The following is a 26,028-nucleotide window of genomic DNA, read 5'->3' as shown; positions in this document are numbered from 1 at the left end:
GCGGTACATCGCAGCGACGCCTTTTGCACGGGCAGTCTACCGCATGTTTTTTGCTCGCTTAACCGTCATGTCGGCAGAGTGACTTATCCATTGACTCGTTCCATCTCCCCACTCCTACGATGCGAGAGAACCTAAAGCGAATTCAAACAACAAAAATCCAATACATAGACGCCGCAAATAAAGAGATACCACTAATGATCCATGGCACCAATAACTTTCGCTTCAGGTGATCCGGCAGATTTAACAACTCATCTTTTTCTATCAGGCCACGCTTTTCACTGAGCCGAGGAAACAAAAACATCATCGCTATTGCACAATTCCTGATGAGCAGCCCCATCAAGCCAGCATGAGAGAGTACCTTTCGATTGCTCGCTACGAACTTACTTTTATGCAGATAATTTTCTACCAACTCAGTCAAGCGCCATGAAGAAAAAACAATCCAGCACGCTGACACGACCCCAAGAAAAAGTATCGATAATACGATGATCGCGTGCGTAAAATTATTCATTTTGGCAAGAATTCATAAATAACTTCACCACCTGACTCACCTACTTTTCCACCTATCTCACCTCCATAATAGCCGCCGACGCCTCCCCCAATGACTGCACACGCTAGGGCACCCGGGCCGCCGGTGACGGTGCCTAAGGCAACAGCGCATCCAAACATTGCGATACCAGCTCCGGCAGATCCGCCCACAGTTCCGAAGGCAAGACTTCCAGACAATTTACCTCCTTCCACATATTTAGCTTTTCTGCATTGCGTTTCCCGACCAGTCGTACACGCGGTGTAGATAGACGTTCCAGTAGCCGCCACACTCAGGCCGATACCCAGATAAGTGCCTTTTTTCATGAGGCGCGATGCTTTCGCAACGCCGTTGATGGTTTCGGCGTAGCCTGCTATCACCCCTGAATGCAAATAGCTTTTTGTGGATATCCCAAGCATATTTTTTATAGAGCCCTGGTTGCGCAGGCCTGATCCATACCTGGCAAAGCCTTTCAGTTGGTCATCGAGCTTTTCAAATAGCACCGCGCGTTTTGCATAAAAGCTATCTCTAGTTTTAGATGTGCCACTCTTCAGATGATCGCGATGAGCCGCTTCAATATCTTCAAGGGATTGCTTGATGCCATCAAGATGTTTACTCCAGGCGCCCCCAATGCTGCCTATCCCTATCGATGAATACCCAAGCATTTTTGTTAAAAGCGCGTGATTATCAACTAGAAATCCGTCCCCCTGCATTCCATCGGTCATGAGTACCAAATGAACTTCATATGCTTTTTTCATGTAGAACGCTTCTTCGGCCGTACAGGACGGCGTCGAATTATCACCAACAATTATTAGCTCGCCTGGTAGCACCACCGCATTGACAACATGTGCATTCAACACATCAAATTTTAATTTTGAGTTATTACCAAGCTCTAATGTCGACTTTAAGTATGAGTAAGGTTGCATTCTTTGGTTTATAAAGATCGCGGGCATAAGTAACGACCTCAGGAGTATTTTTTGTTGTTGATGCGATCCCATCCACCAGCCACGTTACCTCCGCCGGCACCATCCGTTCGTTTTTGCTGGGTGTAAATCGTTTTAATACGCCCGTAGTTCAAGCTGAGACTCTCTGTAGGCACGCCATCATTTGCATTTTGTGCGTAGCTGGAAATGATGACTTCTTCCAATATGATCTCGAAATACTTGTGCTTGTCGCCTCCGGCGCGATGCAATGCCAGTACGACTTCCTGCAGATGATCACCCGCGCAGCTGGTTTCTATGAGCTTACAACTGGATTTATCCAGATTCTTGGTGAACGTGAAGTCACTCACGGTCGTGCGCCCTGATGAGGCGCCACCTGCCGAACTGGCGGTTGCAGACGTGCCTTGCTGCGTGCCAAAACTGTATCCGGTAATTTCTATCCAGTCCTTGTGTTGCTCATCAAGCGCTTCGCCCGGAATACCTTCGATTCTGATAAAAGCGTCAAACGCCATAACGACCACTCCTTGGCAGTGAATTTTTAAGGAGCAGAAAATCTACCCTGCCAGGAATCGGCGAAGCTCCCATAACCCATCGCCCAAAAAACACGATCAGATACTTCCGATACAGTTTTGGCAAAGGGATGTAGGACGCTTCCTCGAAACAGACATTGCGTCTGCACTGATACCGGTTCATCGCGCCATCCGCCATGTCGGCAAATTGACGTGCTGCTGAGCGCCAAAGCTATCATCGCCACCGCGCTGTTCGCAGCGCGAGCCTGATCCTCCTGGCTCAACCGCTCGTCACAGCGAGCATTGCCCCGGATGTTGCCGGGGCAATGGTGCCTTCATCAGTCCGCTTGCACAGTGGTTTGAAGCTGCTCACCCAGCCCGGTGATACCCAAACGCATGGTTTGTCCCGGGCGCAGAAAGACCGGATCGGGCTTGATGCCGAGCCCGACGCCGGGTGGCGTGCCGGTGGAAATCACATCGCCCGGTTGCAGGCTCATGCAGCGGCTCAGGTAGGCAATCAACTGCGGCACCGTGAAGATCAGGGTCCGCGTATTGCCCTGCTGGTAGCGATGGCCGTCGACATCGAGCCACAGGTCCAGTGCATGCGGGTCGGCCACTTCATCGCGGGTCACCAGCCATGGGCCGAGGGGGCCGAAGGTGTCGAAGCCCTTGCCCTTGTCCCACGTGCCGCCACGCTCCAGTTGCCATTCGCGCTCTGACACATCATTGATGACGCAGTAGCCGGCGACATGCTCCATGGCATTGGCTTCGTCGATGTAACGCCCGCCTGTGCCGATGACCACGCCGAGCTCCACCTCCCAATCGGTCTTGCGCGAGCCGCGCGGGATCTCGATGTTGTCGTTCGGGCCGCAAATGGCGCTGGTCCATTTGTTGAAGATGATTGGCTCTTTCGGCACCTCCATGCCCGACTCGGCTGCGTGGTCGGCGTAGTTCAAACCGATGCAGATGAATTTGCCCACCTGCCCGACACACGCACCGATGCGCGGATGGCCCGGTACGATCGGCAGGCTGGCGGGGTCAATGGCGGCAAGCGCCGCCAGACCGGCCGGGCTCAAGACCTGCCCGGCGATATCCGTCACATGACCCGAGAGGTCTCGCAGCTGATTGTCGGCATCCAGCACGCCAGGTTTTTCCGAGCCTTTTTCGCCATAACGCAACAATTTCATGGGGTTCTCCTGCTCAATCCAAAAAAACACATCCGGGTTCAGATGCTCATGCCGCCATCAATGACGTGTACACCGCCTGTGGTATACGCCGAAGCATCGCTGCCCAGGTACAAGGCCAACCGGGCGATTTCCTGTGCGGTACCGATTCGGCCCATGGGTTGGCGGTCGAGAAATTGCCGGTAGACCTGCGCTTCATCAACCCCCTGCTGTGCGGCCTGGGCGGCGATGCGCTCGCGCAGGGACGGTGATTCCACGGTGCCGGGGCAGATCGCGTTGCAGCGAACGCCCTGGCGAATGAAATCGGCCGCAACCGCTTTGGTCAGCCCGACCACCGCCGCCTTGCTGGCCGCATAGGCGAACCGGTTGGGCACGCCCTTCACGCTGGAAACGACCGACGACATATTGATGATCGAGCCGCCGCCACGCGCCAGCATGCCCGGCAGAAAGGCGCGAATCATGCGGTACATCGCGGTGACATTGATGTCCATCGAACGCGCCCAGGCCGCTTCGTCACACTCGAGAATATTGCCGCTGTGCACGTAGCCGGCGCAGTTGAACAACACGTCCAGCGCACCGATGCGTTCACTGGCGTCGCTGATGGCGCTGGTCGACGTCACGTCCAGGGTCATTGCGTTGATGCCTTCGATGCCCGCCAGTGCGTGAGTGTCGATATCACTGGCGTACACCTCGGCGCCCGCCTCGGCAAAGGCCATGGCACTGGCCAGGCCGATGCCCTGGCCGGCCGCCGTGACCAGGACCCGTTTGTTCTGCAGGTTCATGCGGTCTCCAGTTTGGCGCTGGTGGCGGCGGTTTTCGGGGTTCTGCCGAGCATCGCGGCGGGGATCATCAGGATCAGGCCACCGCTGATGAACAGGCAGGCCGCCAGTACGTACGTCCCGTTATTGATATTGCCGGTGAGGTTTTCCGCCACGGCGGTGATCATCGAACCGGTGAAGCCCGACAGGTTGCCGATGGCGTTGATCATGCCGATCCCGGCAGCCGCCGCGACCCCCGAAAGCACGGTGCCCGGCAGGGTCCAGAAAATCGGCATCAGGCTGAGAATTCCCGAGGCAGAGACGCTGAGGAACAGCACCGACAGCACCAGGTTGTCAGCGAAATACGCACTGAGGATCAGCCCCACGCCACCGATGAAAGCCGGAATCGCCGCATGCATCCGGCGCTCGCCGGTGCGGTTGGAATGACGGGCATTGAGCAGCATCGCCACCACGGCCACCGCGTAAGGAATGGCCGTCAGAAAGCCAATGTGCAGACTGTTGGTGATGCCAGTGCTCTTGATGATCGAAGGCATCCAGAACGCCAGGCCGTAAAAACCGGTGTTGAAGGTCAGCAGGATCAGCACCAGCAGCCACACGCGGGGGTTGAAAAACACCTCGCTCAGGCGTGAAGCCTTACCCTGATTGTCGGTTTGCAGATTGGCCTTGAGCATGGCTTTTTCTGCCGCCGACAGCCACTTGGCCTTGTCGATGTTATCGGCCAGGCAAACGATCACCACGAAGGCCATGATGATCGAAGGGATGCCTTCGATGATCAGCATCCACTGCCAGCCGGACATGCCGTGCACGCCTTGCATGCTGTTCATCAGCCAGCCGGACAAGATGCCGCCCAGGGTCAGGCTGATCGGCATGGCCATCAGGAACCCGGACATCACCCGGCTTTGGCGGTGGGTTGGAAACCAGTAGTTGAGGTAAAGAATCACGCCCGGAAAGAAGCCGGCTTCGCAGATGCCCAGCAAGAAGCGCAACGTGTAGAACATCGTGCTCGATTCAATGTGGAAGAAGCCCGCCAACGGTACGGTGTAGGCCACGGCCATGGAGATCACTGCCCAGCTCAACATGATCCGGGCAATCCAGAATCGCGCGCCGAAGCGATGCAGTAACAGGTTGCTCGGCACTTCAAACAGGAAGTAGCCCCAGAAAAACATGCTGGCGCCCAAGGCATAGATGGTGTTGCTGAATTGCAGTTCATTGAGCATGTCGAGCTTGGCAAAGCCGATGTTGACGCGGTCCAGGTACGCCGCCATGTAACAAAGAAGCAGGACAGGCAGGATGCGCCAGATGACTTTGCGGTAGGTGCGGTCTTCAAAATCGAGTTGGCTGGCTTGCGCCTGCGCGGGCAAATGCTCGGATATCGTTTGCATGGAGGTAACCCCTGGGCATGTGGACATGCCTGATTGTTTTTATCGAATGGGTCACGCCGAGCGAGCGGTTCGCTCGGCGGTGGAACGATGGCTACAGTGCCTGGGCGGTTTTTTCTCCGTTGACCAGGCGCGTCAGCCCCAGTGGATTGCTGTTTTTCAGGGCCTCGGGGAGCAAGGCGTCGGGGAAATTCTGGTAGCACACCGGACGCAGGAAGCGCTCGATGGCCAAGGTGCCCACCGAAGTGCCACGGGCATCGGACGTTGCCGGCCACGGGCCGCCGTGGACCATCGCGTCACAGACTTCCACCCCGGTGGGGTAGCCGTTGATCAGCACGCGGCCGACCTTCTGCTCCAGCGCCGCCACCAGGTCGTGAGCCTGTTCCAGCTCTGCCGCTTCACCGAGCAAGGTCGCGGTCAGTTGGCCGCGCAAACCCTGCAGCGCCGCCAGCAGTTCGGCTCGATCAGCCACCTCAACCACCACCGTGGCCGGGCCGAAAATTTCTTCCTGTAGCAGTTCATTGCCGGTCAACAACAGGCTGACATCGGCCTGGAACAATTGCGCCCGCGCCTGGTTTCCTTGCTGCGTCCGCCCGGCCAGATGGGTGATCTGCGGATGCGCCAGCAGCGTTTCGCAACCCTGTACGTAGCTGCGCAAGCCGCCGGCATTGAGCATGGTTTGCGCCGGTTGATCGGCCATCAAGGCACTGAGCGCCTGCACAAAATCAGTGAACGCCGGCGAGCGGATGCCAATCACCAGACCGGGGTTGGTGCAGAACTGCCCCGCCCCCATGACCACCGAGGCAGCCAGTTCAGCGGCAATACGTGGGCCGCGAACCTGCAAGGCCTGAGGTAAAACCAATACCGGATTGATGCTGCTCATTTCGGCGAATACCGGGATCGGTTGCGGGCGGGCTGCTGCCATGTCGCACAGCGCCCTGCCCCCTTTGAGCGAACCGGTGAAGCCGACCGCTTGAATCAGCGGATGCTTGACCAATGCCTCACCGACGCCAGCACCGAAGATCATGTTGAACACACCCGCGGGCATGGCGGTTTTTTCAGCGGCACGGATGATTGCCTCGGCCACCCGCTCCGCTGTCGCCATGTGGCCGCTGTGGGCCTTGAACACCACCGGGCAACCGGCCGCCAGCGCAGCCGCGGTGTCACCGCCGGCGGTGGAGAATGCCAGGGGAAAATTACTGGCGCCGAATACCGCCACCGGGCCGACCCCAATTTGGCACTGGCGCAGATCGCCACGGGGCAATGGCTTGCGTTCCGGCATCGGCAAATCGATACGTGCGCCGTGGCAATCACCGCGACGCAGGGCCTGGGCAAACAGACGCATCTGGCCGCTGGTGCGGGCTCGTTCACCCTGGATGCGTGCCGCTGGCAAAGCGGTTTCCTGGCATACCAGGCTGATGAAGTCTTCGCCCAGTGCATCCAGTTCGACGGCGATGGCCTCAAGGAACTGTGCCCGACGCTCGGACGGCAAATGCCGATAGATCGGGTAAGCCTGATGGGCCGCCGTGGCGGCAGCCTCCACTTCTTCGAGTGTGGCTTGCTTGAACGCGGTGGGCAGCGCTTGACCGGTAGTCGCATCAACGCTGTGCAGCATCACCGCCCCGGTGGCGCTGCGGCCACCGGCGATGAAATTGTGTCCGGACAGTTCGGGCATGACAGTCTCCTGACCCTGATTGGAAGCTGGTCGATACTCTACTGTCGCGAACCGATTCTTTCCCAATGGCATTTTTGGATTAACCGATAACGGATCGTTATCGAAAAACCACCCGTTTTTTCGAACCGATACTCGCCTGCAGGAGCTGGCTTGCTGGCGATGGCGCCCGGTCCTTCAACACAGCAGGCGCCTGACGGACCGCTATCGCCAGTTCAAGCCGGCTCCTACAGGTTACGGAGCATTTCAACTGGCTGTTTCGCCGGCCAAGCGTGCGTTTTCCTTGAGGATTTCGGCAAATTCCAGGGCTGCGCCTACCAATTTCTCTCCCTTGCGGGTGAGGATCCCGTAATCCTGCGGGACCAGATGCAGCGGCGTGTCGAGGGTTTTGAGCTGGCCGCTGTCGAGCAGCGGGTTAACCATGGCATTGGGCAACATGCCGATCATTGGGCCGCGCTGCAAAACCTGGAGGAAGGTCTGCATTGAAATGGTGTCGACGGTGTTGCGCGGCATCCCGACCCCGGCTTCGGCGAAGGCCAGTTCCATGCGTGCACGAATCGGCGTGCCGACCGGATAGAGAATCCACGGCAGGTCCACCAGTTGCTGCAACGACGTCGGGCCGGCCCCGGCCAATGGGTGACGATTGTTGACCACGATGCAGAACGGTTCGGGCGCCAGCGGCTGAAAGTCGTAGCGCTGTTGCTGGCTCTGATCGGTGAAGCGGGCGACCGCCAGGTCGAGCTTCTTTTCTTCAAGCATTTCCATCAGGTGGTTACTGGTTTGCTCCACCACTTCGATCGACAGCAGCGGCGAGCGCTGCTTGATCTGCAAAATGGCGTCTGGCAAGGCAACAGCCGTCGCCGCGAAAATCCCGCCCACCTTCAGGTGGCCATGCCCGCCTTCGCGCAGGCTGCTGATTTGCTCGACGAACGAGCGCGCATCGTTCAAGGCGATCTGCGCATAGCGCAGCACATGTTCGCCCAGCGCCGTGGGCGGCATGCTCCGTGGCTGGCGTTCGAACAACGCAAAGCCCAACAGGCTTTCGATTTCCTTGAGCATCTTGCTGATGGCTGGCTGGCTCAGGTTCATCTGCTGGGCTGCCAAATGCATGTTGCGCGTGCGGCCCAAGGTGTCGATCAGCAGCAAATGCCTGAATTTGAGCCAGCCGCAAACGCTGGAAAAGGACAGTTCTGACATGCGCGTTCCTCGACGAAGTAATAACCGCAAGTTATTGAATACTGAATATATCTCATTGGAGTTTATCGACTGCCCGCCCTAGCGTGAAGGCTTCACGAACCAGGAAGATTCGCCATGTCGCTAATGCTTACCCCCGAAAACACCCTGCCGGCCGACGGTGTGGCCGGCACTCTGATCGGTCGCGCCTGGGTCCCCGGCAAGGTCGCCGGGCCGTCGCCGATCGCCCTGCGCGCCGACGGTGTGTTCGACCTGTCGGAACGTTTCGCGACACTCAGCGACTTGCTGGAATCGGACTCGCCATTGTCAGCGGTGCGGCAGACACCGGGGACTTTCATCACCAGCATCGAAGCATTACTGGCCAACACCGGGCCTGAGGCCGATCCGTCGAAACCCTACTTATTGCCACCGCTGGACTTGCAGGTGATCAAGGCTGCCGGGGTGACCTTTGCCGCCAGCATGATCGAGCGCGTGATCGAAGAGCAGGCCGGCGGTGATGCCGCAAAAGCCGAAGCCGTGCGGGCCACCGTGCACGCCGTGATCGGCGACAACCTGCGCTCGATCGTTCCGGGTTCCGAGCAGGCCATGCGCTTGAAAGCCCTGTTGATTGAACAAGGCATGTGGTCGCAATACCTGGAAGTCGGCATCGGGCCAGACGCAGAAATATTCACCAAAGCCCCGGTGCTGGCCGCCGTCGGCAGCGGCAATCGCATCGGCATTCACCCAGGTTCCCAGTGGAACAACCCGGAACCGGAAGTGGTGCTGGCGGTGAACAGCCGGGGGCAGATCCAGGGTGCAACCCTGGGCAACGACGTCAACCTGCGGGATTTCGAAGGTCGCAGTGCCCTGCTGCTGAGCAAGGCCAAGGACAACAATGCGTCCTGCTCGATCGGGCCGTTCATTCGCCTGTTCGATGAGCACTTCAGCCTCGATGACGTGCGTGCCTGCGTGGTCGACCTTCAGGTGCAGGGCGAGGACGGTTACCGCATGCGCGGTTCCAGCTCCATGAGCCAGATCAGCCGCGACCCGCAGGACCTGGCCGGCCAGACGTTGAATGCCAATCACCAATACCCCGATGGTTTCCTGCTGTTTCTCGGTACCCTGTTCGCCCCCACCGAAGATCGCGATCATGTCGGCAGCGGATTCACCCACAAGCTGGGTGACCGGGTCAGCATCAGCAGTCCGTTGCTGGGCAGCCTGCACAACCAGGTCACCCACAGTTGCGAGGCCGCGCCGTGGACCTTTGGCGTCAGCGCCCTGCTGCGCAACCTCGCCGCCCGAGGACTGCTCGCCCGCTGAAACCGCAACAGATTGTCGAACCATCCAATGACAAGAGAGACCTGAATCATGAGTGACACCCCCAAGCGCCGCCTGCGCAGCGAGCAGTGGTTCAACGACCCTGCCCACGCGGACATGACTGCCCTGTACGTCGAACGCTACATGAACTACGGGATGACCCGCGAAGAACTGCAATCGGGCCGCCCGATCATCGGCATCGCCCAGACCGGCAGCGACCTGACCCCGTGCAACCGTCATCACCTGGAGCTGGCGCAACGGGTCAAGGCCGGCATCCGCGATGCCGGCGGCATTCCCATGGAATTCCCGGTGCACCCTATTGCCGAACAGTCGCGGCGCCCGACCGCCGCGCTCGACCGCAACCTGGCTTATCTGGGGCTGGTAGAGATCCTGCACGGCTACCCGCTGGACGGCGTGGTGCTCACCACCGGTTGTGACAAAACCACCCCGGCCTGCCTGATGGCCGCCGCCACCACCGACCTGCCCGCCATCGTCCTGTCCGGCGGGCCGATGCTCGACGGCCACCACAAGGGTGAGTTGATCGGTTCCGGGACAGTGCTCTGGCATGCGCGCAACCTGATGGCTGCCGGCGAGATCGACTATGAAGGGTTCATGGAAATGACCACGGCGGCATCGCCGTCAGTCGGGCACTGCAACACCATGGGCACCGCCTTGTCGATGAACGCCCTGGCCGAAGCCCTGGGCATGTCGCTGCCCGGTTGCGCGAGCATTCCGGCGCCGTACCGTGAACGTGGGCAAATGGCCTATGCCACCGGCAAGCGCATCTGCGAACTGGTGATGCAGGACGTGCGCCCGTCGCAGATCATGACCCGCGAAGCATTCGAGAACGCCATTGCCGTGGCGTCGGCATTGGGTGCATCAAGCAACTGCCCGCCGCACCTGATCGCCATCGCCCGGCACATGGGCGTCGAGCTGAGCCTCGACGACTGGCAACGCATCGGCGAAGACGTGCCGCTGCTGGTCAACTGCATGCCGGCGGGCAAGTACCTGGGCGAAGGCTTCCACCGTGCGGGCGGTGTGCCGGCGGTGATGCATGAATTGCAAAAGGCCGGGCGCCTGCACGAAAACTGCGCCACGGTCAGCGGCAAGACCATCAGCGAGATCGTCAGCAGCACCCTGACCAGCAACGCCGACGTGATCTACCCGTTCGAAACCCCACTCAAGCACCGCGCCGGCTTCATCGTGCTCAGTGGCAACTTCTTCGATAGCGCGATCATGAAAATGTCGGTGGTGGGCGAGGCGTTTCGCAAGACGTATCTCTCCGAACCGGGCGCAGAAAACAGCTTCGAAGCGCGTGCCATCGTGTTCGAAGGGCCGGAGGATTATCACGCACGGATCGACGACCCGGCGCTGGATATCGACGAGCGCTGCATCCTGGTGATTCGTGGCGCCGGCACCGTGGGCTATCCCGGCAGTGCCGAAGTGGTGAACATGGCCCCGCCAGCCGCGCTGATCAAACAAGGCATCGACTCTCTACCCTGCCTGGGCGACGGTCGCCAGAGCGGCACGTCGGCCAGCCCGTCGATTCTCAACATGTCCCCGGAAGCCGCGGTGGGCGGTGGCCTGGCGCTGCTCAAAACCAACGACCGCCTGCGTGTGGATCTGAACGCCAGATCGGTCAACCTGCTGGTCGATGAAGACGAAATGGCCCGCCGCCGCGCCGAATGGACGCCAAACATCCCGGCCTCGCAAACCCCGTGGCAGGAACTCTACCGGCAACTGGTCGGCCAGCTCTCCACCGGTGGTTGCCTGGAACCGGCCACCCTGCACTTGCGAGTGATCGCCCGCAGCGGTGGCGAGCCTCGGCATTCGCACTGACCGGCCCGTGAGCGTCCAGCGAATCAATGGCTTGGCTGGACGCCATCAAGGATCGACTTGCCCCATCAACTCGGGCACCGATTCCGGGCGATTGGCGTAGCGCTGCGCGAGTACCGCGCAGACCATCAACTGGATCTGATGGAACAGCATCAACGGCAGGATCAGCACGCCGATGGTGCTGCCGGCGAACAGCACCTGAGCCATCGGCACGCCGGTGGCCAGGCTTTTCTTCGAGCCACAGAACAGGATGGTGATGCGATCCTCCTGGCTGAAGCCGAAGGCCTTGCCGAGCACCGTGGAGGCCACCAGCACCAAGCCCAGCAGCACGCAACAGGCCACCACCAACCCGGCCAGATCGCGCAACGGAATCTGATGCCAGATGCCTTCGATCACGGCCTCGCTGAACGCACCGTAGACCACCAGCAGAATTGACCCCTGATCGACGAATTTCAGCCAGCCCTTGTTGCGCGCCACCCAGGCGCCGATCCAGCGGCGGGCGATTTGCCCGGCAATGAACGGCAGCAACAGTTGCACGCTGATTTTCAGGATGGCATCGAGTGTCGAACCGCCGTCGCCGTGCACGTCCAGCAGCAACGTCACCAGCAACGGCGTGAGGAAGATCCCGAACAGGCTCGACGCCGCCGCGCTGCAAATCGCTGCCGGAATGTTGCCGCGCGCCAACGAGGTGAAGGCAATCGCCGACTGCACCGTGGCGGGCAGCGCACAGAGGTACAGCATGCCCATGTAGAGGTTGTCGCCAATCAACGGCGACAGCAACGGCTTGAGCGCCAGACCCAGCAATGGGAACAGGACGAAGGTCAGGCCGAACACCAGCAAATGCAGGCGCCAGTGGCCGGCACCGGCGATGATCGATTCGCGCGAGAGCTTGGCCCCGTGCAGGAAAAACAGCAGGGCAATGGCGATGTTGGTCAACCAGCCGAAACCGACGGCGACCTGGCCGCTGGCGGGCAGCAGACTGGCGATAATGACCACACCGATCAGGGTCAGGGTGAAGTTATCGGGTAAGAAGCGCGGGCGAGTCATCGGGATCATCCGGGTTGGCCAGGAACGTGATCTCGACTGTACCCCCGCGGCGAATTACCGACTAACGCTAATAAGCCAGTACATATCGCCTAAAGGACAAACCGAGCGTCGCCTCGCGAAAAGGTCAAATGAGGACCCGGGCGGTTCACTTGGTCGACTGGACGATAGCCTTGAGCTTGTCCAGCGCGTCACTGGCGTTTTGTTCGTCAGAGTCTTTCTTGTCGAACCAACTGGTGCCGTTCTGCAGAATCTCGGCGAGGATCGGGAAATACAGCTGTTTTTTCTTCGCCAGCTCCACCGGATCGGCCGCCGTCGCCTGATCCAGAGCGGTTTGCAGTGTGTTGCGCTGGGACAGCCATTGCGGCGTGGCCTTTTCCTCGGGACTCATGTTGTCCATGAAGCTCAAGGCAGCCTTGGCGCGGCCGACCGGATCGTTGGCGAACGGGTCTCTCCAGTTCTTCTTCTGGTCTTCCGGTCCGACGTAGTAACCGGTGGCAAGCTGAGCCTGCTGACGCATCACCTCCTGCGCGGCAGCTTGCTCGTCCTTGGTGAAGTGCCCGCCTTCGTTGGTGGCGACGGCATACAGCGAACGCCGGTCCAGGTCACCCATCAACGCATTGCGGTCGGCCATGCTTTTGTCATAGGGCTTGCCGCTGTCTTCCATCAGCGCGTACTTCTCGTCCATGCGCTTGCGAGCATCGAGGGCGACGTCGGCGAAGGTTTTGTCCTTGGAACTGGAAATCGCACCGGGTTTGGCCACACCGAGAATCAGCGCGTCGGCGTTCATCCCCGGACGCACCGGAAAGTACGGCGCGTTGCTGGCAATCGCATCGCTGTAATCGGTGGCCGTGCTGGAGAAGCTCACCGCGTCATCATTTTGCGTTTGATCCACCGCCGTGTTGCTGTCCGCCACTTTGTCCCGGGCTTCTGACGTCCTGCTGTTGGCGGCAGAGGTGTAGGCAGCGATCAAGGCGCTGGATGACGACGAAGACGAAGTGACGTTCATTGTTCTTCCCTGGTGGTGTGGCTCAAGTGAGGGCACGGCGGACGGCCTCATTCTATATCGGCACGTTGCGCCGATCTTTATACCTTGGCGTTAAATGACCACACCCTTGTCTGGTGGTCAGCGCCCGGTTTTATCCATAAATTGCTGCCGCCCGAAACCTGCACCGCCACCGGCAACACCCACGACCCGTTGCTCGCAAAAAAACGTGTCGCACTTTGTACAGCCGGATCTAAAATCGGAAGTAGCGGATGCAAGTTCATGTGACGCAGAGTCTTGCTGAAGAGGAAGGTACACGACAACGGCCAAGGGATTGCATTGCCACCCGTTGCTGCTGCTCAATGCGCTCCACGACCTTGCCTTTACCTGCTTCGACAACGGACATTCATCCATGGACATAGCTCCACATTTCATCATCCATGAAACGGCACATTGGATACTCAACCATCACATGTCGTCGAAGCTCCCTGGCTATCTGGTGCTGGGGACGCGCCACAACACCAGCTCGCTGGCCGACCTTCCCGAAGCGGCGCTGATCGAACTCGGTGGCCTGCTCGGCAAAGTGCAGAGAGTCCTGCAAACGCAATTACAGCCCAAGTGGCTCTACATCAGCCGTTTCGGCCATGATCCGGCGTTCCCCATTCATTTCCATTGCATCCCGGTCTACCACTGGGTCGAAGAGCTGTTCTGGCAGGATGACCGCTACCGGCTGCTGAAAAACTTCGGTGTCGGTGCCAGCGCTCACACATTGACCGATGGCGCCGAGCTGACGCTGTTCATCTGGCGCGAGTTTGGCGAGAGCCCGGAACCACCGAGCATCCAGGGCCCCGGCGTCGAACAGATCATCGAGCGTTTGCGCCTGTCATTCCGCAGTGAAGGCTGACCGCAAGGTTCGCCTTGGGCTGGTGCACCGTTGCGTGCATCGCCATATAAAAGTGCATGCAGCCTGCGTGCTGAACCGCCCCTCCTTGCCTTGAACCCCTGATCCGGCACGGCCCCAGACATTCTGGCGCGCTGTTTGCTATGTACCTGCAACGCAGTCAACGCTGATTGCATTTATACGACAAAGGCGCCGTGTAGCCCCCGTTTCATTACGGAGGGCCGCATGGCGCCTTTTGCGTTTGCGCACCGCTCAGGTGCCGGCAGAGATTCGAGGGGCGAGGATGGCAAACAAAACCGTGCGCAGTGTATGTCCCTATTGTGGCGTGGGCTGCGGCATCGTCATGCAGGTCGAAGACAACCGGGTGGTCAAGGTCACGGGTGATAAAACCCATCCGGCCAACTTCGGCCGGTTGTGCACCAAGGGCACGACGTGCGGCAAGGCCATCGCCGAATCCGGCCGCATGGAAAATGCCTACCTGCGCCAGGAACGCAGTCGCGACCCGGTGCGCATGGCGATGGATTCGGCCATCAGCGAAACGGCGGCTCGCCTGCGCAACATCCTTGATCACCACGGCCCCGATGCGCTGTCGTTCTACGTGTCGGGGCAGATGTCGCTCGAGGCCCAGTACCTGATCAACAAACTGGCCAAAGGCTTTGTCCGCACCGCCAACCTCGAGTCCAATTCGCGCTTGTGCATGGCCAGCGCCAGCAGCGGCTACAAGCTGTCGCTCGGTGCCGACGGGCCTGCGGGCTCCTATCAGGACTTCGATCGTTCCAACCTGTTTTTCGTGATCGGCGCCAACATGGCCGACTGTCATCCAATCCTGTTCCTGCGGATGATGGATCGGGTCAAGGCCGGGGCGAAACTGATCGTGGTCGATCCCCGGCGCAGCGCCACGGCGGACAAGGCCGATCTGTTTTTGCCGATCAAACCCGGCACCGACCTGGCATTGCTCAATGGCCTGCTGCACCTGCTGGTGAAAAACGGCCACACCGACCCGGCCTTCATCGCCGCCTTCACCGAAGGCTGGGAGGCCATGCCCGGTTTCCTCGAGGATTATCCGCCGGCCGCCGTCGCCGAAATTACCGGCCTGCCTGAAGCGGACATCCGTCAGGCCGCGCAATGGATCGGCGAAGCCGCCGAGTGGATGAGCTGCTGGACCATGGGCCTCAACCAAAGCACCCACGGCACCTGGAACACCAACGCCCTGTGCAACCTGCACCTGGCCACCGGCGCGATCTGCCGTCCGGGCAGCGGGCCGTTTTCCCTGACCGGCCAACCGAATGCCATGGGCGGCCGCGAGATGGGCTACATGGGTCCAGGCCTGCCCGGCCAGCGCTCGGTGCTGGTCGAGGCCGATCGCGCATTCGTCGAGGACTTGTGGAACATCCCCCACGACAGCCTGCCGCGCACAGCCGGTGCCGGCACGGTGGCGATGTTCGAACAAATGCGCGCCGGTCAGATCAAGGCCTGCTGGATCATCTGCACCAACCCGGTCGCGTCCGCGCCCAATCGCCAGACCGTGATCGAAGGCTTGCAGGCCGCCGAACTGGTGATCACCCAGGATGCCTTTCTCGACACCGAGACCAATCGCTACGCCGATATCCTCCTGCCGGGCGCGCTGTGGGCTGAGGCCGAGGGGGTGATGATCAACTCCGAGCGCAACCTGACATTGATGCAAAAGGCCGTGGACGCGCCCGGTGAAACCCTGCCCGACTGGCAGATCATCGCCAGAGTGGCGTGCGAAATGGGCTTCGCCGAGGCCTTCAGCTACGCCGACGCCAACCAGGTGTTCGAAGAGATCAAACGCGCCTGGAACCCGCAAACCGGTTACGACATTCGCGGCGCCAGTCATGCCCGCCTGCGTGAACAGCCGCTGCAATGGCCTTGCGCGTCCGCCAGCGCAAACGTGCGTAACCCGGTGCGCTACCTCAATGACGGCGTGAGCCAGGCACTCAAGGTCGAAGCCGACGGCAGCCGCCCCGCCATCGTATTCCCGAGCGCAAACGGCAAAGGCCAGTTCTTCCCGCGCCCGCACATGTCGCCAGCGGAAATGCCCGATGAACACTTTCCCTTCGTGCTCAACACCGGTCGCTTGCAACATCAGTGGCACACCCTGACCAAGACCGGCAAGGTCGAAACCCTGAACAAACTCAACCCTGGGCCGTTCATCGAGCTTCATCCCGACGATGCCAGCCGCCTGGGCATCAAGGACAAGGACCCGGTCGAAGTGCGTTCGCTGCGGGGGCGTGCGGTATTGCCGGCGGTCGTGACCGAGCGTGTGCGCCAGGGCAACTGTTTTGCGCCGTTTCACTGGAACGATGTGTTTGGCGAGAACCTGGCCATCAACGCCGTCACCAACGACGCCGTGGACCTGATCTCGCAGCAGCCAGAGTTCAAGTGCTGTGCCGTGGCCCTGCAACGGGTCGACCTGATCAACCATCAGTTCCTCGAAACACCCGCGCCTGCCGCCGCCCCACTCCCCGCTTGCACACACTCAGAGGAACTCGCCATGTCGAGCATCGAGACCTTTGCCGATCTCGCGGGCATTCGCAGCCTGCCCTCCCCGCCACTCAACGATAACGAACGCACGTACCTCGCCGGTTTTATCACGGGCCTGCAATCGACCGCGGGCCGTCAGGCCGGTGGCGTGCCGGTGATGCCGCCCAACGCGCCCCTGGCAGCTGAAACCCGGTTGTGGCTGGACGGTGTGCTGGGCGGGTTGTTCAGCCGCGTCGAACTGGCCGACAGCCCCGCGACTTCGAACGCGGCGGCGACAGACTGCACGCCCGCGCTGACCCTGCTGTGGGCTTCGCAAACCGGCAATGCCGAAGCGCTGGCCGAGCGTTTTGCCGCGCGCTTGCGTGACGACGGGATTGCCGTGGAGCTGAGCCCGATGGCTGACTTTGCAGCCAGCCAACTGGCGGGCACCCAAAACCTGGCGTTGATCAGCAGCACTTTTGGCGACGGCGATCCACCGGACAATGGCGAAGGTTTCTGGCACACCCTGAGCACGGCCGACATGCGCCTGGAATCCCTGCGTTTTGCAGTGCTGGCCCTGGGTGACCCGAACTACGACCAGTTCTGCCAGCACGGCAAGCAACTCGATCGGCGCCTGCATGAACTGGGCGCCACACGCCTGCTTGAGCGGGTCGATTGCGACACTGAGTTCGAAGAGCAAGCCGACAACTGGCTCACTCAATTGCACCAGGCCCTGAAGCCGACGCCGTCGGTGGTAGACGCGCCGGCCAGCAAAACTGCCCCTGACCCGGTTGAAGCGCCCGGCAAAACCCGACCGCATGCCTCTCGCCTGCTGACCAACCTTCACCTCAACCGCCAGAGCAGCAACAAGGAAACCCGGATGTTTGCCCTGGACCTGGCGGACTCGGGTATCCGTTACGAGGCCGGGGACGCGCTGGGGGTTTATCCGCGCAACTGCCCTGAACTGGTCGACGAATTGCTCTCACTGACGCGGATGAACGCCGACGCCACCGTCCACCTCGACAAGCTCGGTGAAGTGCCCTTGCGCCAGGCCCTGACCGAACATCTGGAAATCGCCCGCCCCAGCCACGACACCCTGGCATTCATTGCCGAACGCAGCGCCAACCCGGCACTGAAACAACTGCTGGGCAGCGAGCGCAAGGCGGAACTCAAAGACTGGCTGTGGGGCCGGCAACTGGCGGACGTGCTGCAAGCGTTTCCGCTTGAGTGCTCGGCCAGCGAATTGCTGGGCACCTTCAAACGCCTGCAACCGCGCCTGTATTCCATCGCGTCCAGCCCCAAGGTGCACCCGCAGGAAGTGCATCTCACCGTCGCCGCCGTTCGTTATGGCAAACGCAAAGGCGTGTCTTCGACCTTTCTTGCCGACCGAGCGCAGAACGCTCATGTGCCGGTTTTCGTGCAGCCGTCGAAGCACTTCCGCGCCCCGGCCGATGGTGATGTGCCGATGATCATGATCGGCCCCGGCACCGGCGTGGCGCCTTTTCGCGCGTTCTTGCAGGAGCGTCGGGCACGGGGTGATCAGGGCCGTAACTGGCTGTTCTTTGGCGAGCAACATGCCGCGAGCGACTTCTACTACCGCGATGAATGGCAGGACATGCAACGCGATGGCCTGCTGACCCGGTTGAGCCTGGCGTTTTCTCGCGATCAGGCGCAGAAAATCTACGTGCAGGATCGCATCCGCGAACAAGGCGCCGAACTGTGGCGCTGGCTGCAGGAAGGCGCGCAGCTGTACATCTGCGGTGATGCCAGCCACATGGCCAAAGACGTCGACCAGGCCCTGCGGCAGGTCGCGCAATGCCATGGCGGGCTTGGCGCGCAATCCGCTGCCGATTACTGGCGGCAGATGAGCGAGCAAAAACGCTACCTGCGGGATGTTTACTGACCGTTTGATGACCGGCGTCTGGCGAGCGCTTCAGCCCGCCAGAGCGCCTGAATAAACACCTCGCCTGCAAAGCAGGAGTTCATGCTGACCGTCCGTTTCGGCTACCCTCTCACTGCGCCATGCCTCTCATCGTCCATGCGAGTCGCATCGCCTTATTTTGTAGTGAATGAAACGGAGAACTTTCATGCTTACGCGTACCCTCGCATTGGCCGTCGGCTTGACCCTGTCCATCAGCACTTTGCTGGCGCAAGCCGCCGATACCCTGAAAGTCAGCGCGATTCCCGACGAGGCCCCCACCGAACTGCTGCGCAAATTCAAACCCCTGGGCGCCTATCTGGAACAACAGTTGGGCATGAAAGTCGAGTTCGTGCCCGTGAGCGACTACCCGGCGGTGGTCGAGGCGCTGGCCACTGACCGAATCGACCTGGCCTGGCTCGGCGGCTTCACCTTCGTGCAGGCTCGCCTGAAAACCGGCAATGCCATCCCTTTGGTCCAGCGTGAACAGGATGCCCAGTTCACCAGTAAATTCATCACCGCCGACCCGGCCGTCAAATCCCTCGCCGACCTCAAGGGCAAGACCTTTGCCTTCGGTTCGGTGTCGTCCACGTCCGGTAGCCTGATGCCGCGTTACTTCATGCTCAAGGACGGCATCAAGCCAGAAACCTATTTCAGCCGCGTCGGCTATTCCGGCGCCCATGACGCCACGGCTGCCTGGGTCCAGGCCGGTAAAGTCGATGCCGGCGTGCTCAACGCCAGCGTCTGGGAAAAACTGGTGGCCGCCGGCAAAGTCGACACCAACAAGGTCAAAGTATTTGCCACCACCCCGGCCTACTTCGATTACAACTGGACCGTGCGCGGCACCCTCGACCCGGCGCTGGCCGCGAAAATCAAGGCGGCGTTCCTGGCCCTCGATCCGGCAAAACCGGCGGACAAGGAAATCCTCGATCTGCAGGCTGCCAGCCGCTTCATCGAAACCAACCCTGACAACTACAAGGGTATCGAGGAAGCCGCGCGCGCTGCCGACCTGCTCAAATGACCTTGCAGTTGAACCGGGTCAACCTGACCCATGCCAATGGGGTCCACGCGCTGCATGGCGTGGACCTGCACATCGGTGCGAACGAACAGGTCGCCATCATCGGCCCTTCCGGCGCGGGTAAATCCAGCCTGCTCAATCTGCTGGCCACGGCCCTGCAACCGAGCAGCGGCGAGTTACAAGTCCTCGGGGAACCGGCGTGGCAGCTGTCTGCCCGCCAGCGCCAGCGGTTGCGTGCGCGGATCGGCCTGGTGCACCAGTCGCCGCCGCTGCCACCGCGCCAGCGGGTGGTCACGGCGGTGCTGGCCGGCAAAATTGGCCAGTGGGGCCTGGGCAAAAGCCTGATGAACCTGCTGTATCCGCTGGATATTGCCGGCGCTCGCGCGGCGCTGGCCCGGCTGGACTTGAGCGACAAGCTGTTCACCCAGTGCCAGCAACTGTCCGGTGGCCAACTACAGCGCGTGGGCATTGCCCGCGTGCTGTATCAGGCGCCCGAGGTATTGCTGGCCGATGAACCGGTGTCAGCGATGGACCCGGTACTGGCCGAACACACCCTTTCCGTGCTGTGCCGTCATGCCCGCGAACACAACGTCACGCTGGTCGCCAGCCTGCATGCCGTGGAACTGGCGCTGTCGCACTTTTCCCGCATCATTGGTTTGCGAGACGGACAGATCCTGTTCGATCTGCCGGCCAGCGAAGTTGACCGCGAACGGCTCGACAGGCTCTACGCCAACGAACAGTTGCTTTCCCCACCGGTGCCGCCGGCCCCTCTGGTTGTGCAGATTCCCCGATGCTGAAGCGCGATACCCGAGACCCGGCCACCCGCCCCCGCCTGTTGCTGACACTGTTGGCCATTGCCTTGCTGTGGCCTGGCATTCGCTTCAGTGAGCTGGATTTGAGCGTGCTGGTAGCCAGCGACAGTCAGAGCGAAATGGGCCGTTTTGTCGCTGCGTTCTGGCCACCGGCCCATGGCGAAGACTTTCTGCCGTTGCTCCTGCAAGCCACCCTGCAAACCCTGGCCATCGCCACGGCGGGCATGGCCCTGGCGCTGTTACTGGCGGTGCCCGCCAGCCTGTTGGCCAGTCGCGCATTGTCGCTGTCGGCGGCATCCCGCTCTGGGCGTCCTGACTATTGGGGGCAATGGCTGCGCTGGCCGGTGCGCGGCTTGCTGATCTTCCTGCGCAGCGTGCCGGAGATCGTCTGGGCGCTGCTGTTCGTGCGCGCCGTCGGCCTCGGCCCCACGGCCGGGGTTCTGGCCATCGCCATTACCTACAGCGGCATGCTGGGCAAGGTCTACGCGGAAATCTATGAATCGGTGGACCAGCGCCCGGCCCACGCCCTGCTGCAAGCCGGCAGCGGTCGCCTCGCGGCCTTCGCTTACGGGATCCTGCCCAACGTTGCGGCGGAGCTGGTCTCGTACACGGTGTACCGCTGGGAATGCGCGATCCGCGCCTCGGTGGTGATGGGGTTTGTCGGTGCCGGTGGCCTCGGCCAGCAAATGGACCTGTCGCTGCGCATGTTCGCCGGCGGTGAAGTGGCCAGTCTGTTGCTGACGTTCCTGGTGCTGGTGCTGTTCGCCGATCAACTCAGCCGCCTGCTGCGCTGGAGGCTGGCATGAATCGCCTGATCAACCTGACGCTGCTGCTCAGCATCGGCGCGGCGGTCATCGCCTCTTTCATCTATTTGGGCATCGACCTCGGCGAGTTGGGTGCCACCGGCAATCTCGAACGCATGGCGGCGTACGCCCAGCGCTTCCTCAGCCCGGACTTGAGCACCGCTCACCTGCAAGCCATCGCCCACGGCGCACTGGAAACCATCGCCATGTCGGCCCTGGGCACGTTGCTCGCGGCGGTGTTCGGCCTGGTGTTGGCGTTACCGGCAGCGGGACGCTTCGGCTGGCCGCTGCAGAGCGCGTCACGCCTGGTACTCAATGCCCTGCGCGCGGTGCCGGAACTGGTGTGGGCCGCGCTGATGGTGCTGGCCGCGGGGCTCGGACCCAATGCCGGCACGCTGGCGTTGGCCCTGCACACCACCGGCGTACTCGGCCGGTTGTTCGCCGAAGCGCTGGAAAACACCCCGCCGCAACCGGCCGAGGCGATTCGCCTGCAAGGCGGCAGCGCACTGTGGGCGTTCTGTTACGGCACGCTGCCCAACCTGTGGCCGCAACTGGTGGCCTACATTCTGTACCGCTGGGAGAACAACATCCGCATGGCCAGCGTGCTCGGTTTCGTCGGTGCCGGTGGTCTGGGACAGATGCTGTACGTCAGCCTGAGCCTGTTTCAGGAAGCTCAAGCCAGCACGGTCATCCTGGCCATGCTATTACTGGTATTCGCTGTCGATACGTTGAGCAACTGGAGCCGTCAACGCTGGGTCAACGCCTGACGGCTTTTGCACAACAGCTCGCCCCTGAAAGATTTCGCCTATCAGCGACCAATACTGTGGCTATTAGCTGACTTCCCAAGGGGCGACTAGCATTATCTAACGCCGGTGCCATCTGGCCGGCCGAGACCTGATAACGAGATAAGAACGAGTCAGCAACTGACTGGGCGTACCGTGGGTCATCCTGTCGGCAAGCGCGTTGCCTGTATTCAGAATGCCCCCATGGCCACAACGATCAAAGGATCGAAATGCAGGGCCAGAAGCCTGAGTCATTGATTTCAATCACCGCTGTCCGTCCATGAACCGGGGCGGATAGCTGAATGACACGACCGAGGGTAGCTCACACATGGCAACTGAATCGAAATGCCCGTTTCATCAGGCCGCTGGCGGTGGCACAACCAACCGTGACTGGTGGCCTAACCAACTGAATCTGAAGATCCTGCACCAGCACTCATCCCTGTCCGACCCCATGGACGAGGGCTTTGACTATGCCGAAGCGTTCAAGGCGCTGGACTTTGCAGCCGTCAAGCGCGACCTGACGGCGCTGATGACCGACTCGCAGGACTGGTGGCCCGCCGACTTCGGCCACTATGGCCCGCTCTTCGTGCGCATGGCCTGGCACGCCGCGGGTACCTATCGCACCGGTGACGGGCGCGGCGGTGCCGGTTCCGGGCAGCAACGCTTTGCCCCGCTCAACAGCTGGCCTGACAACGTCAGCCTCGACAAGGCGCGCCGACTGCTCTGGCCGATCAAGCAAAAATACGGCCGCAATATTTCCTGGGCTGACCTGATCGTGCTCACCGGCAACGTCGCGCTGGAGTCCATGGGCTTCAAGACCTTCGGCTTTTCCGGTGGCCGCGCCGACGTCTGGGAACCGGATGAAGACGTGTACTGGGGTTCGGAAAGCAAGTGGCTGGCCGGTGACTCCCGCTACGGCAAAAACGATGAACCGATGCAGAAACCTGGCGAAGGCCCGCTCGTGGCCGAGCCTGGCGAAAACGAAGACACCCGTGTCGAGCCAGGCCGCAATCTGGAGAACCCGCTGGCCGCCGTGCAAATGGGCCTGATCTATGTAAACCCGGAAGGCCCCGAAGCCAATCCGGACCCGGTCGCCGCCGGCCTGGACATTCGCGAAACCTTCGGCCGCATGGCGATGAACGACGAAGAAACCGTGGCACTGATCGCCGGTGGTCACGCCTTCGGTAAAACCCACGGCGCAGGGCCTGCGGACAATGTCGGGCCGGAACCGGAAGCTGCAGGCCTCGAAGAACAGGGCCTTGGCTGGCGCAACACATTCGGCACCGGTAAAGGCGCCGACACCATCACCAGCGGCCTGGAAGTGACCTGGACCACCACCCCGACCCAATGGAGCAACAACTTCCTGGAGAACGTGTTCGGCTTCGAGTGGGAGCTGACCAAGAGCCCGGCCGGCGCACATCAGTGGACGCCAAAAAACGGCGCGGGTGCCGGTATCATCCCGGACGCTCACGACCCGTCGAAACGGCGCAACCCCACCATGCTCACCACCGACCTGGCGCTGCGCTTCGACCCGATCTACGAGCCGATTTCCCGGCGCTTCCTCGAGAACCCCGATCAACTGGCCGACGCCTTTGCCCGCGCCTGGTTCAAGCTGATCCACCGCGACATGGGGCCACTGTCACGTTACCTCGGCCCGGAAATGCCCAACGAAATACTGCTGTGGCAAGACCCGATTCCAGAGGTCGATCATGAGTTGGTCAACGACAGCGATGTCGCCGCACTGAAGAGCAAACTCCTGGCCTCCGGGCTGTCGGTTTCGCAGCTTGTCTCCACCGCGTGGGCGGCCGCTTCGACCTTCCGTGGCTCCGACAAACGCGGCGGTGCCAACGGTGGGCGCCTGCGTCTGGCACCGCAGAAATTCTGGCAAGCCAACCAGCCTGATCAACTGGGCAACGTGCTGGGCAAACTCGAAGGCATCCAGCAGGAGTTCAACGCCGCAGGCAAAAAAATCTCGCTGGCTGACCTGATCGTGCTGGCCGGTTGTGCCGGTGTCGAACAGGCGGCGAAAAATGCCGGGCAAACCGTCACGGTGCCCTTCACGCCTGGACGCGCGGATGCGAGCCAGGAGCAGACCGATGTCGACTCCTTCGGCTTCCTGGAACCCATCGCCGATGGCTTCCGCAACTACCTCAAGGGCCGTTACACCGTCCCGGCGGAAAAACTGCTGATCGACAAGGCACAGTTGCTGACCCTCACCGCACCGGAAATGACCGCGCTCATCGGCGGCATGCGCGTGCTCAACACCAACGTCGGCAAAACCGCCCACGGCGTCTTCACGAGCCGGCCGGAAGCGCTGACCAACGACTTCTTCACCAACTTGCTGGACATGGGTGTGGAATGGAAACCCGTGTCGCAGGCCAATGAAGAATTCACCGGTCGCGACCGCAAAACCGGGCAACAGAAATGGACCGCGACCCGCGTCGACCTGGTCTTTGGTTCCAACTCGCAACTGCGGGCCCTGGCCGAAGTCTATGCCAGCGCCGGCGGACAGGAGAAACTGGTCAAGGACTTCGTGGCCGCGTGGACCAAGGTGATGAACCTGGATCGTTTTGATCTGAAGAAATAGTTGAGCGTCTCTAAACCACCCCGGCATTGAAGGTGTCGGGGTGGTTTTTTTTTGCGCCGCAGTCATCGCTTCACTCAGGCGGATCGATCTGATCCAGTACCCGGTTCGCGGTGATTTCCGCCAGCATCACGCTGTTGGAAATACCCAGCAGCGCGTTGCGCGACCCGCCGTCCAGATGATCCACCAACTGGTGAACCATCACGTCGACCGAGGCCAGCGTTTCGACCAGATACACCATCAGGGTTTCGCTCGTGGCTTCGGGATCAACCGTAAACAGGGTGCTGACCGTGCGCGGCGTGGCTTTGATATCGGCCGTCGACGGGAAGTGAAAGTCGAGCGCGCGTTCGGCGGCTTCGTTGAGCTTTTTTGAGTCGGGTTCGTACGGGGATGCTGGATCGGATTCGGGGGGGTTTGGCGTTACTTTGAACATAGTGAAACTCCTAACTGAAATGAAGGAGCCTTCACCTCGCTACCAAACGAGGGGTGGCGGCCATACGCGGGTTGGTAGACCGGTAGCTAGGACCCGGCGCCCCCTTAGGAGCCCTGCGCATGGCCACCATAATCCAGAGCCCGACAGGGACCTGAAAACGATGGATCTATGCGACTAGCTAATCCGGGCTACCAAACCCGATCGCTGTTTTTCAGCGACCGGCAAACGATAAAACCCGGCCTCTAGACGCACAAGCCGGCGGATTCTGGCGTAACCGTAGGCAACGGCGCAAGGCCTTGTAGCTTTCAGGAAGTAAGCTGTCGGACGCTTAAACACGCCCCTTCCAACAACGTTTAAAACAGCCAGCCACTCCCCCTGTAGGAGCCGCCTGCTCTTCCTCGAGAGCCCACCCAGGAAAACAACACATTCGACTTTCCTTATCTATCTTTCGTCAAAGGGCCGCTTTGGGCCGTGGATTCAACCCGCCCTTCGCGACAGGCTGCAATCGGCCAAAAGTGGACGCTCGATTTTCAAAAAGTGCAATATCAGCGATAGGGCGTCGCTAATGGGTTGGGCTCCAGTTGACTGGGGAAAACATCAAATTTGGGTCGATACCCCCTCTGAGCTTGAATTGGTTGTGTCAGCCTGTCCTTCGACTCGCCATCTGAAAATATCTGTCTCTTGGCTCAGACCTTCCTTAGCTTTGCCGTTAATCCGTTTAGTGGAATTTGTGATGTGGGCCGTCTAGGCTGAATTCAAAGTTTGGCAGGAGCGATAACCATGCCATCAGCGGATGACTCTACCCGGCAAGCGCGCAAAGAAACGCGTCTGTTCTTTTTTCTGATTGTCGTTTTTTTTCCTCTGCTGTCGGTGGCAATAGTGGGTGGTTACGGTTTCTTTGTCTGGTTTCTGCAAATGCTGCTCGGCCCTCCTGGTTCACTTCACTGATCG

Annotated in this window: 21 protein-coding genes; 10 read left to right on the top strand and 11 right to left on the bottom strand. The window is 60.7% G+C overall.

The window, feature by feature from the left end; genetic code table 11:
• Nucleotides 1–142 precede the first annotated feature (142 nt).
• The 8 genes from M5G20_RS02295 to M5G20_RS02260 all read right to left on the bottom strand — a co-directional run bounded on the left by M5G20_RS02295 (nt 143) and on the right by M5G20_RS02260 (nt 8,184).
• Nucleotides 143–508 carry a hypothetical protein gene (locus M5G20_RS02295; RefSeq protein WP_273917698.1) on the bottom strand — a complete coding sequence of 122 codons (366 nt, stop codon included), beginning with the start codon at nt 506–508 and terminating at the stop codon, nt 143–145.
• Complete coding sequence (locus M5G20_RS02290; protein WP_273917697.1) at nt 505–1,476, bottom strand: hypothetical protein; 972 nt, start codon at nt 1,474–1,476, stop codon at nt 505–507. The genes M5G20_RS02295 and M5G20_RS02290 overlap by 4 nt, the downstream gene beginning before the upstream one ends.
• Before the next feature lie 11 nt (nt 1,477–1,487).
• Entirely contained in the window at nt 1,488–1,976 is a 489-nt protein-coding gene (locus M5G20_RS02285; protein WP_273917696.1) for an Hcp family type VI secretion system effector, read from the bottom strand.
• Nucleotides 1,977–2,311: 335 nt separating this feature from the next.
• Nucleotides 2,312–3,160, bottom strand: a complete 849-nt coding sequence (locus tag M5G20_RS02280; protein WP_273917695.1) for an ureidoglycolate lyase — start codon at nt 3,158–3,160, stop codon at nt 2,312–2,314.
• 38 nt (nt 3,161–3,198) lie between these two features.
• Nucleotides 3,199–3,939, bottom strand: coding sequence for an SDR family oxidoreductase (locus M5G20_RS02275; RefSeq protein ID WP_273917694.1), 741 nt, complete (start codon nt 3,937–3,939; stop codon nt 3,199–3,201).
• Entirely contained in the window at nt 3,936–5,318 is a 1,383-nt protein-coding gene (locus M5G20_RS02270) for an MFS transporter (RefSeq protein WP_273917693.1), read from the bottom strand. Before M5G20_RS02270 ends, M5G20_RS02275 begins: the two co-directional genes overlap by 4 nt.
• Nucleotides 5,319–5,409: 91 nt before the next feature.
• A complete protein-coding gene (locus M5G20_RS02265) occupies nt 5,410–6,990 on the bottom strand; it encodes an aldehyde dehydrogenase (NADP(+)) (RefSeq protein ID WP_273917692.1) in 1,581 nt (526 codons plus the stop codon).
• Between the two features lie 243 nt (nt 6,991–7,233).
• Nucleotides 7,234–8,184, bottom strand: a complete 951-nt coding sequence (locus M5G20_RS02260) for a LysR family transcriptional regulator (protein WP_273917691.1) — start codon at nt 8,182–8,184, stop codon at nt 7,234–7,236.
• 114 nt (nt 8,185–8,298) lie between these two features.
• Here M5G20_RS02260 and M5G20_RS02255 point away from each other — a divergent pair, with 114 nt between their 5' ends.
• Both M5G20_RS02255 and M5G20_RS02250 read left to right on the top strand, forming a co-directional pair.
• Nucleotides 8,299–9,480 (top strand): fumarylacetoacetate hydrolase family protein, encoded by a 1,182-nt coding sequence (locus M5G20_RS02255; RefSeq protein WP_273917690.1) that lies wholly within the window; start codon nt 8,299–8,301, stop codon nt 9,478–9,480.
• Between the two features lie 48 nt (nt 9,481–9,528).
• Nucleotides 9,529–11,316 carry an IlvD/Edd family dehydratase gene (locus M5G20_RS02250; RefSeq protein ID WP_273917689.1) on the top strand — a complete coding sequence of 596 codons (1,788 nt, stop codon included), beginning with the start codon at nt 9,529–9,531 and terminating at the stop codon, nt 11,314–11,316.
• A 45-nt stretch (nt 11,317–11,361) separates the two neighbouring features.
• Here the strand turns inward: M5G20_RS02250 and M5G20_RS02245 are convergent, their stop codons facing one another.
• The gene (locus M5G20_RS02245) at nt 11,362–12,360 is read right to left on the bottom strand and encodes a bile acid:sodium symporter family protein (RefSeq protein ID WP_273917688.1); all 999 of its coding nucleotides are present in this window, start codon (nt 12,358–12,360) and stop codon (nt 11,362–11,364) included.
• Nucleotides 12,361–12,505: 145 nt separating this feature from the next.
• Nucleotides 12,506–13,366: a hypothetical protein gene (locus M5G20_RS02240; protein ID WP_273917687.1), complete on the bottom strand. Its 861-nt coding sequence runs from the start codon at nt 13,364–13,366 to the stop codon at nt 12,506–12,508.
• 388 nt (nt 13,367–13,754) lie between these two features.
• Here M5G20_RS02240 and M5G20_RS02235 point away from each other — a divergent pair, with 388 nt between their 5' ends.
• From M5G20_RS02235 to katG, 7 genes are all read left to right on the top strand, one after another.
• Complete coding sequence (locus M5G20_RS02235; protein WP_273917686.1) at nt 13,755–14,246, top strand: HIT family protein; 492 nt, start codon at nt 13,755–13,757, stop codon at nt 14,244–14,246.
• A gap of 280 nt (nt 14,247–14,526) precedes the next feature.
• Nucleotides 14,527–18,630: a bifunctional nitrate reductase/sulfite reductase flavoprotein subunit alpha gene (locus M5G20_RS02230; protein WP_273917685.1), complete on the top strand. Its 4,104-nt coding sequence runs from the start codon at nt 14,527–14,529 to the stop codon at nt 18,628–18,630.
• A 184-nt stretch (nt 18,631–18,814) separates the two neighbouring features.
• The gene (locus M5G20_RS02225) at nt 18,815–19,666 is read left to right on the top strand and encodes a putative selenate ABC transporter substrate-binding protein (RefSeq protein ID WP_273917684.1); all 852 of its coding nucleotides are present in this window, start codon (nt 18,815–18,817) and stop codon (nt 19,664–19,666) included.
• Nucleotides 19,663–20,460 (top strand): phosphonate ABC transporter ATP-binding protein, encoded by a 798-nt coding sequence (locus tag M5G20_RS02220; protein ID WP_273917683.1) that lies wholly within the window; start codon nt 19,663–19,665, stop codon nt 20,458–20,460. The genes M5G20_RS02225 and M5G20_RS02220 overlap by 4 nt, the downstream gene beginning before the upstream one ends.
• Nucleotides 20,454–21,281, top strand: a complete 828-nt coding sequence (locus tag M5G20_RS02215; RefSeq protein WP_273917682.1) for a PhnE/PtxC family ABC transporter permease — start codon at nt 20,454–20,456, stop codon at nt 21,279–21,281. The genes M5G20_RS02220 and M5G20_RS02215 overlap by 7 nt, the downstream gene beginning before the upstream one ends.
• Nucleotides 21,278–22,045: a phosphonate ABC transporter, permease protein PhnE gene (gene phnE, locus M5G20_RS02210; RefSeq protein WP_273917681.1), complete on the top strand. Its 768-nt coding sequence runs from the start codon at nt 21,278–21,280 to the stop codon at nt 22,043–22,045. The genes M5G20_RS02215 and phnE overlap by 4 nt, the downstream gene beginning before the upstream one ends.
• Before the next feature lie 343 nt (nt 22,046–22,388).
• Nucleotides 22,389–24,647 (top strand): catalase/peroxidase HPI, encoded by a 2,259-nt coding sequence (gene katG, locus M5G20_RS02205; protein ID WP_273917680.1) that lies wholly within the window; start codon nt 22,389–22,391, stop codon nt 24,645–24,647.
• Nucleotides 24,648–24,717: 70 nt separating this feature from the next.
• On the opposite strand, the gene M5G20_RS02200 is transcribed toward katG, so the two are convergent.
• Nucleotides 24,718–25,077 carry a DUF6124 family protein gene (locus tag M5G20_RS02200; RefSeq protein ID WP_273917679.1) on the bottom strand — a complete coding sequence of 120 codons (360 nt, stop codon included), beginning with the start codon at nt 25,075–25,077 and terminating at the stop codon, nt 24,718–24,720.
• A 780-nt stretch (nt 25,078–25,857) separates the two neighbouring features.
• Here M5G20_RS02200 and M5G20_RS02195 point away from each other — a divergent pair.
• Nucleotides 25,858–26,025 carry a periplasmic nitrate reductase, NapE protein gene (locus tag M5G20_RS02195; protein WP_150726924.1) on the top strand — a complete coding sequence of 56 codons (168 nt, stop codon included), beginning with the start codon at nt 25,858–25,860 and terminating at the stop codon, nt 26,023–26,025.
• Nucleotides 26,026–26,028 lie beyond the last annotated feature (3 nt).

Origin of the sequence: Pseudomonas sp. TNT2022 ID1044 (assembly GCF_028656895.1) — a bacterium.
GTDB classification, from domain to species: domain Bacteria; phylum Pseudomonadota; class Gammaproteobacteria; order Pseudomonadales; family Pseudomonadaceae; genus Aquipseudomonas; species Aquipseudomonas reinekei.
The sequence above is the reverse complement of the archived record's forward strand: the minus strand, read 5'-3'. Positions and strand labels throughout refer to the sequence as shown.

Coding starts and splice junctions, on each gene's coding strand:
- M5G20_RS02295 (WP_273917698.1), bottom strand. CDS start 508: ATGAATAATTTTACGCACGCGATCATCGTATTATCGATACTTTTTCTT.
- M5G20_RS02290 (WP_273917697.1), bottom strand. CDS start 1,476: ATGCCCGCGATCTTTATAAACCAAAGAATGCAACCTTACTCATACTTA.
- M5G20_RS02285 (WP_273917696.1), bottom strand. CDS start 1,976: ATGGCGTTTGACGCTTTTATCAGAATCGAAGGTATTCCGGGCGAAGCG.
- M5G20_RS02280 (WP_273917695.1), bottom strand. CDS start 3,160: ATGAAATTGTTGCGTTATGGCGAAAAAGGCTCGGAAAAACCTGGCGTG.
- M5G20_RS02275 (WP_273917694.1), bottom strand. CDS start 3,939: ATGAACCTGCAGAACAAACGGGTCCTGGTCACGGCGGCCGGCCAGGGC.
- M5G20_RS02270 (WP_273917693.1), bottom strand. CDS start 5,318: ATGCAAACGATATCCGAGCATTTGCCCGCGCAGGCGCAAGCCAGCCAA.
- M5G20_RS02265 (WP_273917692.1), bottom strand. CDS start 6,990: ATGCCCGAACTGTCCGGACACAATTTCATCGCCGGTGGCCGCAGCGCC.
- M5G20_RS02260 (WP_273917691.1), bottom strand. CDS start 8,184: ATGTCAGAACTGTCCTTTTCCAGCGTTTGCGGCTGGCTCAAATTCAGG.
- M5G20_RS02255 (WP_273917690.1), top strand. CDS start 8,299: ATGTCGCTAATGCTTACCCCCGAAAACACCCTGCCGGCCGACGGTGTG.
- M5G20_RS02250 (WP_273917689.1), top strand. CDS start 9,529: ATGAGTGACACCCCCAAGCGCCGCCTGCGCAGCGAGCAGTGGTTCAAC.
- M5G20_RS02245 (WP_273917688.1), bottom strand. CDS start 12,360: ATGACTCGCCCGCGCTTCTTACCCGATAACTTCACCCTGACCCTGATC.
- M5G20_RS02240 (WP_273917687.1), bottom strand. CDS start 13,366: ATGAACGTCACTTCGTCTTCGTCGTCATCCAGCGCCTTGATCGCTGCC.
- M5G20_RS02235 (WP_273917686.1), top strand. CDS start 13,755: ATGGACATAGCTCCACATTTCATCATCCATGAAACGGCACATTGGATA.
- M5G20_RS02230 (WP_273917685.1), top strand. CDS start 14,527: ATGGCAAACAAAACCGTGCGCAGTGTATGTCCCTATTGTGGCGTGGGC.
- M5G20_RS02225 (WP_273917684.1), top strand. CDS start 18,815: ATGCTTACGCGTACCCTCGCATTGGCCGTCGGCTTGACCCTGTCCATC.
- M5G20_RS02220 (WP_273917683.1), top strand. CDS start 19,663: ATGACCTTGCAGTTGAACCGGGTCAACCTGACCCATGCCAATGGGGTC.
- M5G20_RS02215 (WP_273917682.1), top strand. CDS start 20,454: ATGCTGAAGCGCGATACCCGAGACCCGGCCACCCGCCCCCGCCTGTTG.
- phnE (WP_273917681.1), top strand. CDS start 21,278: ATGAATCGCCTGATCAACCTGACGCTGCTGCTCAGCATCGGCGCGGCG.
- katG (WP_273917680.1), top strand. CDS start 22,389: ATGGCAACTGAATCGAAATGCCCGTTTCATCAGGCCGCTGGCGGTGGC.
- M5G20_RS02200 (WP_273917679.1), bottom strand. CDS start 25,077: ATGTTCAAAGTAACGCCAAACCCCCCCGAATCCGATCCAGCATCCCCG.
- M5G20_RS02195 (WP_150726924.1), top strand. CDS start 25,858: ATGCCATCAGCGGATGACTCTACCCGGCAAGCGCGCAAAGAAACGCGT.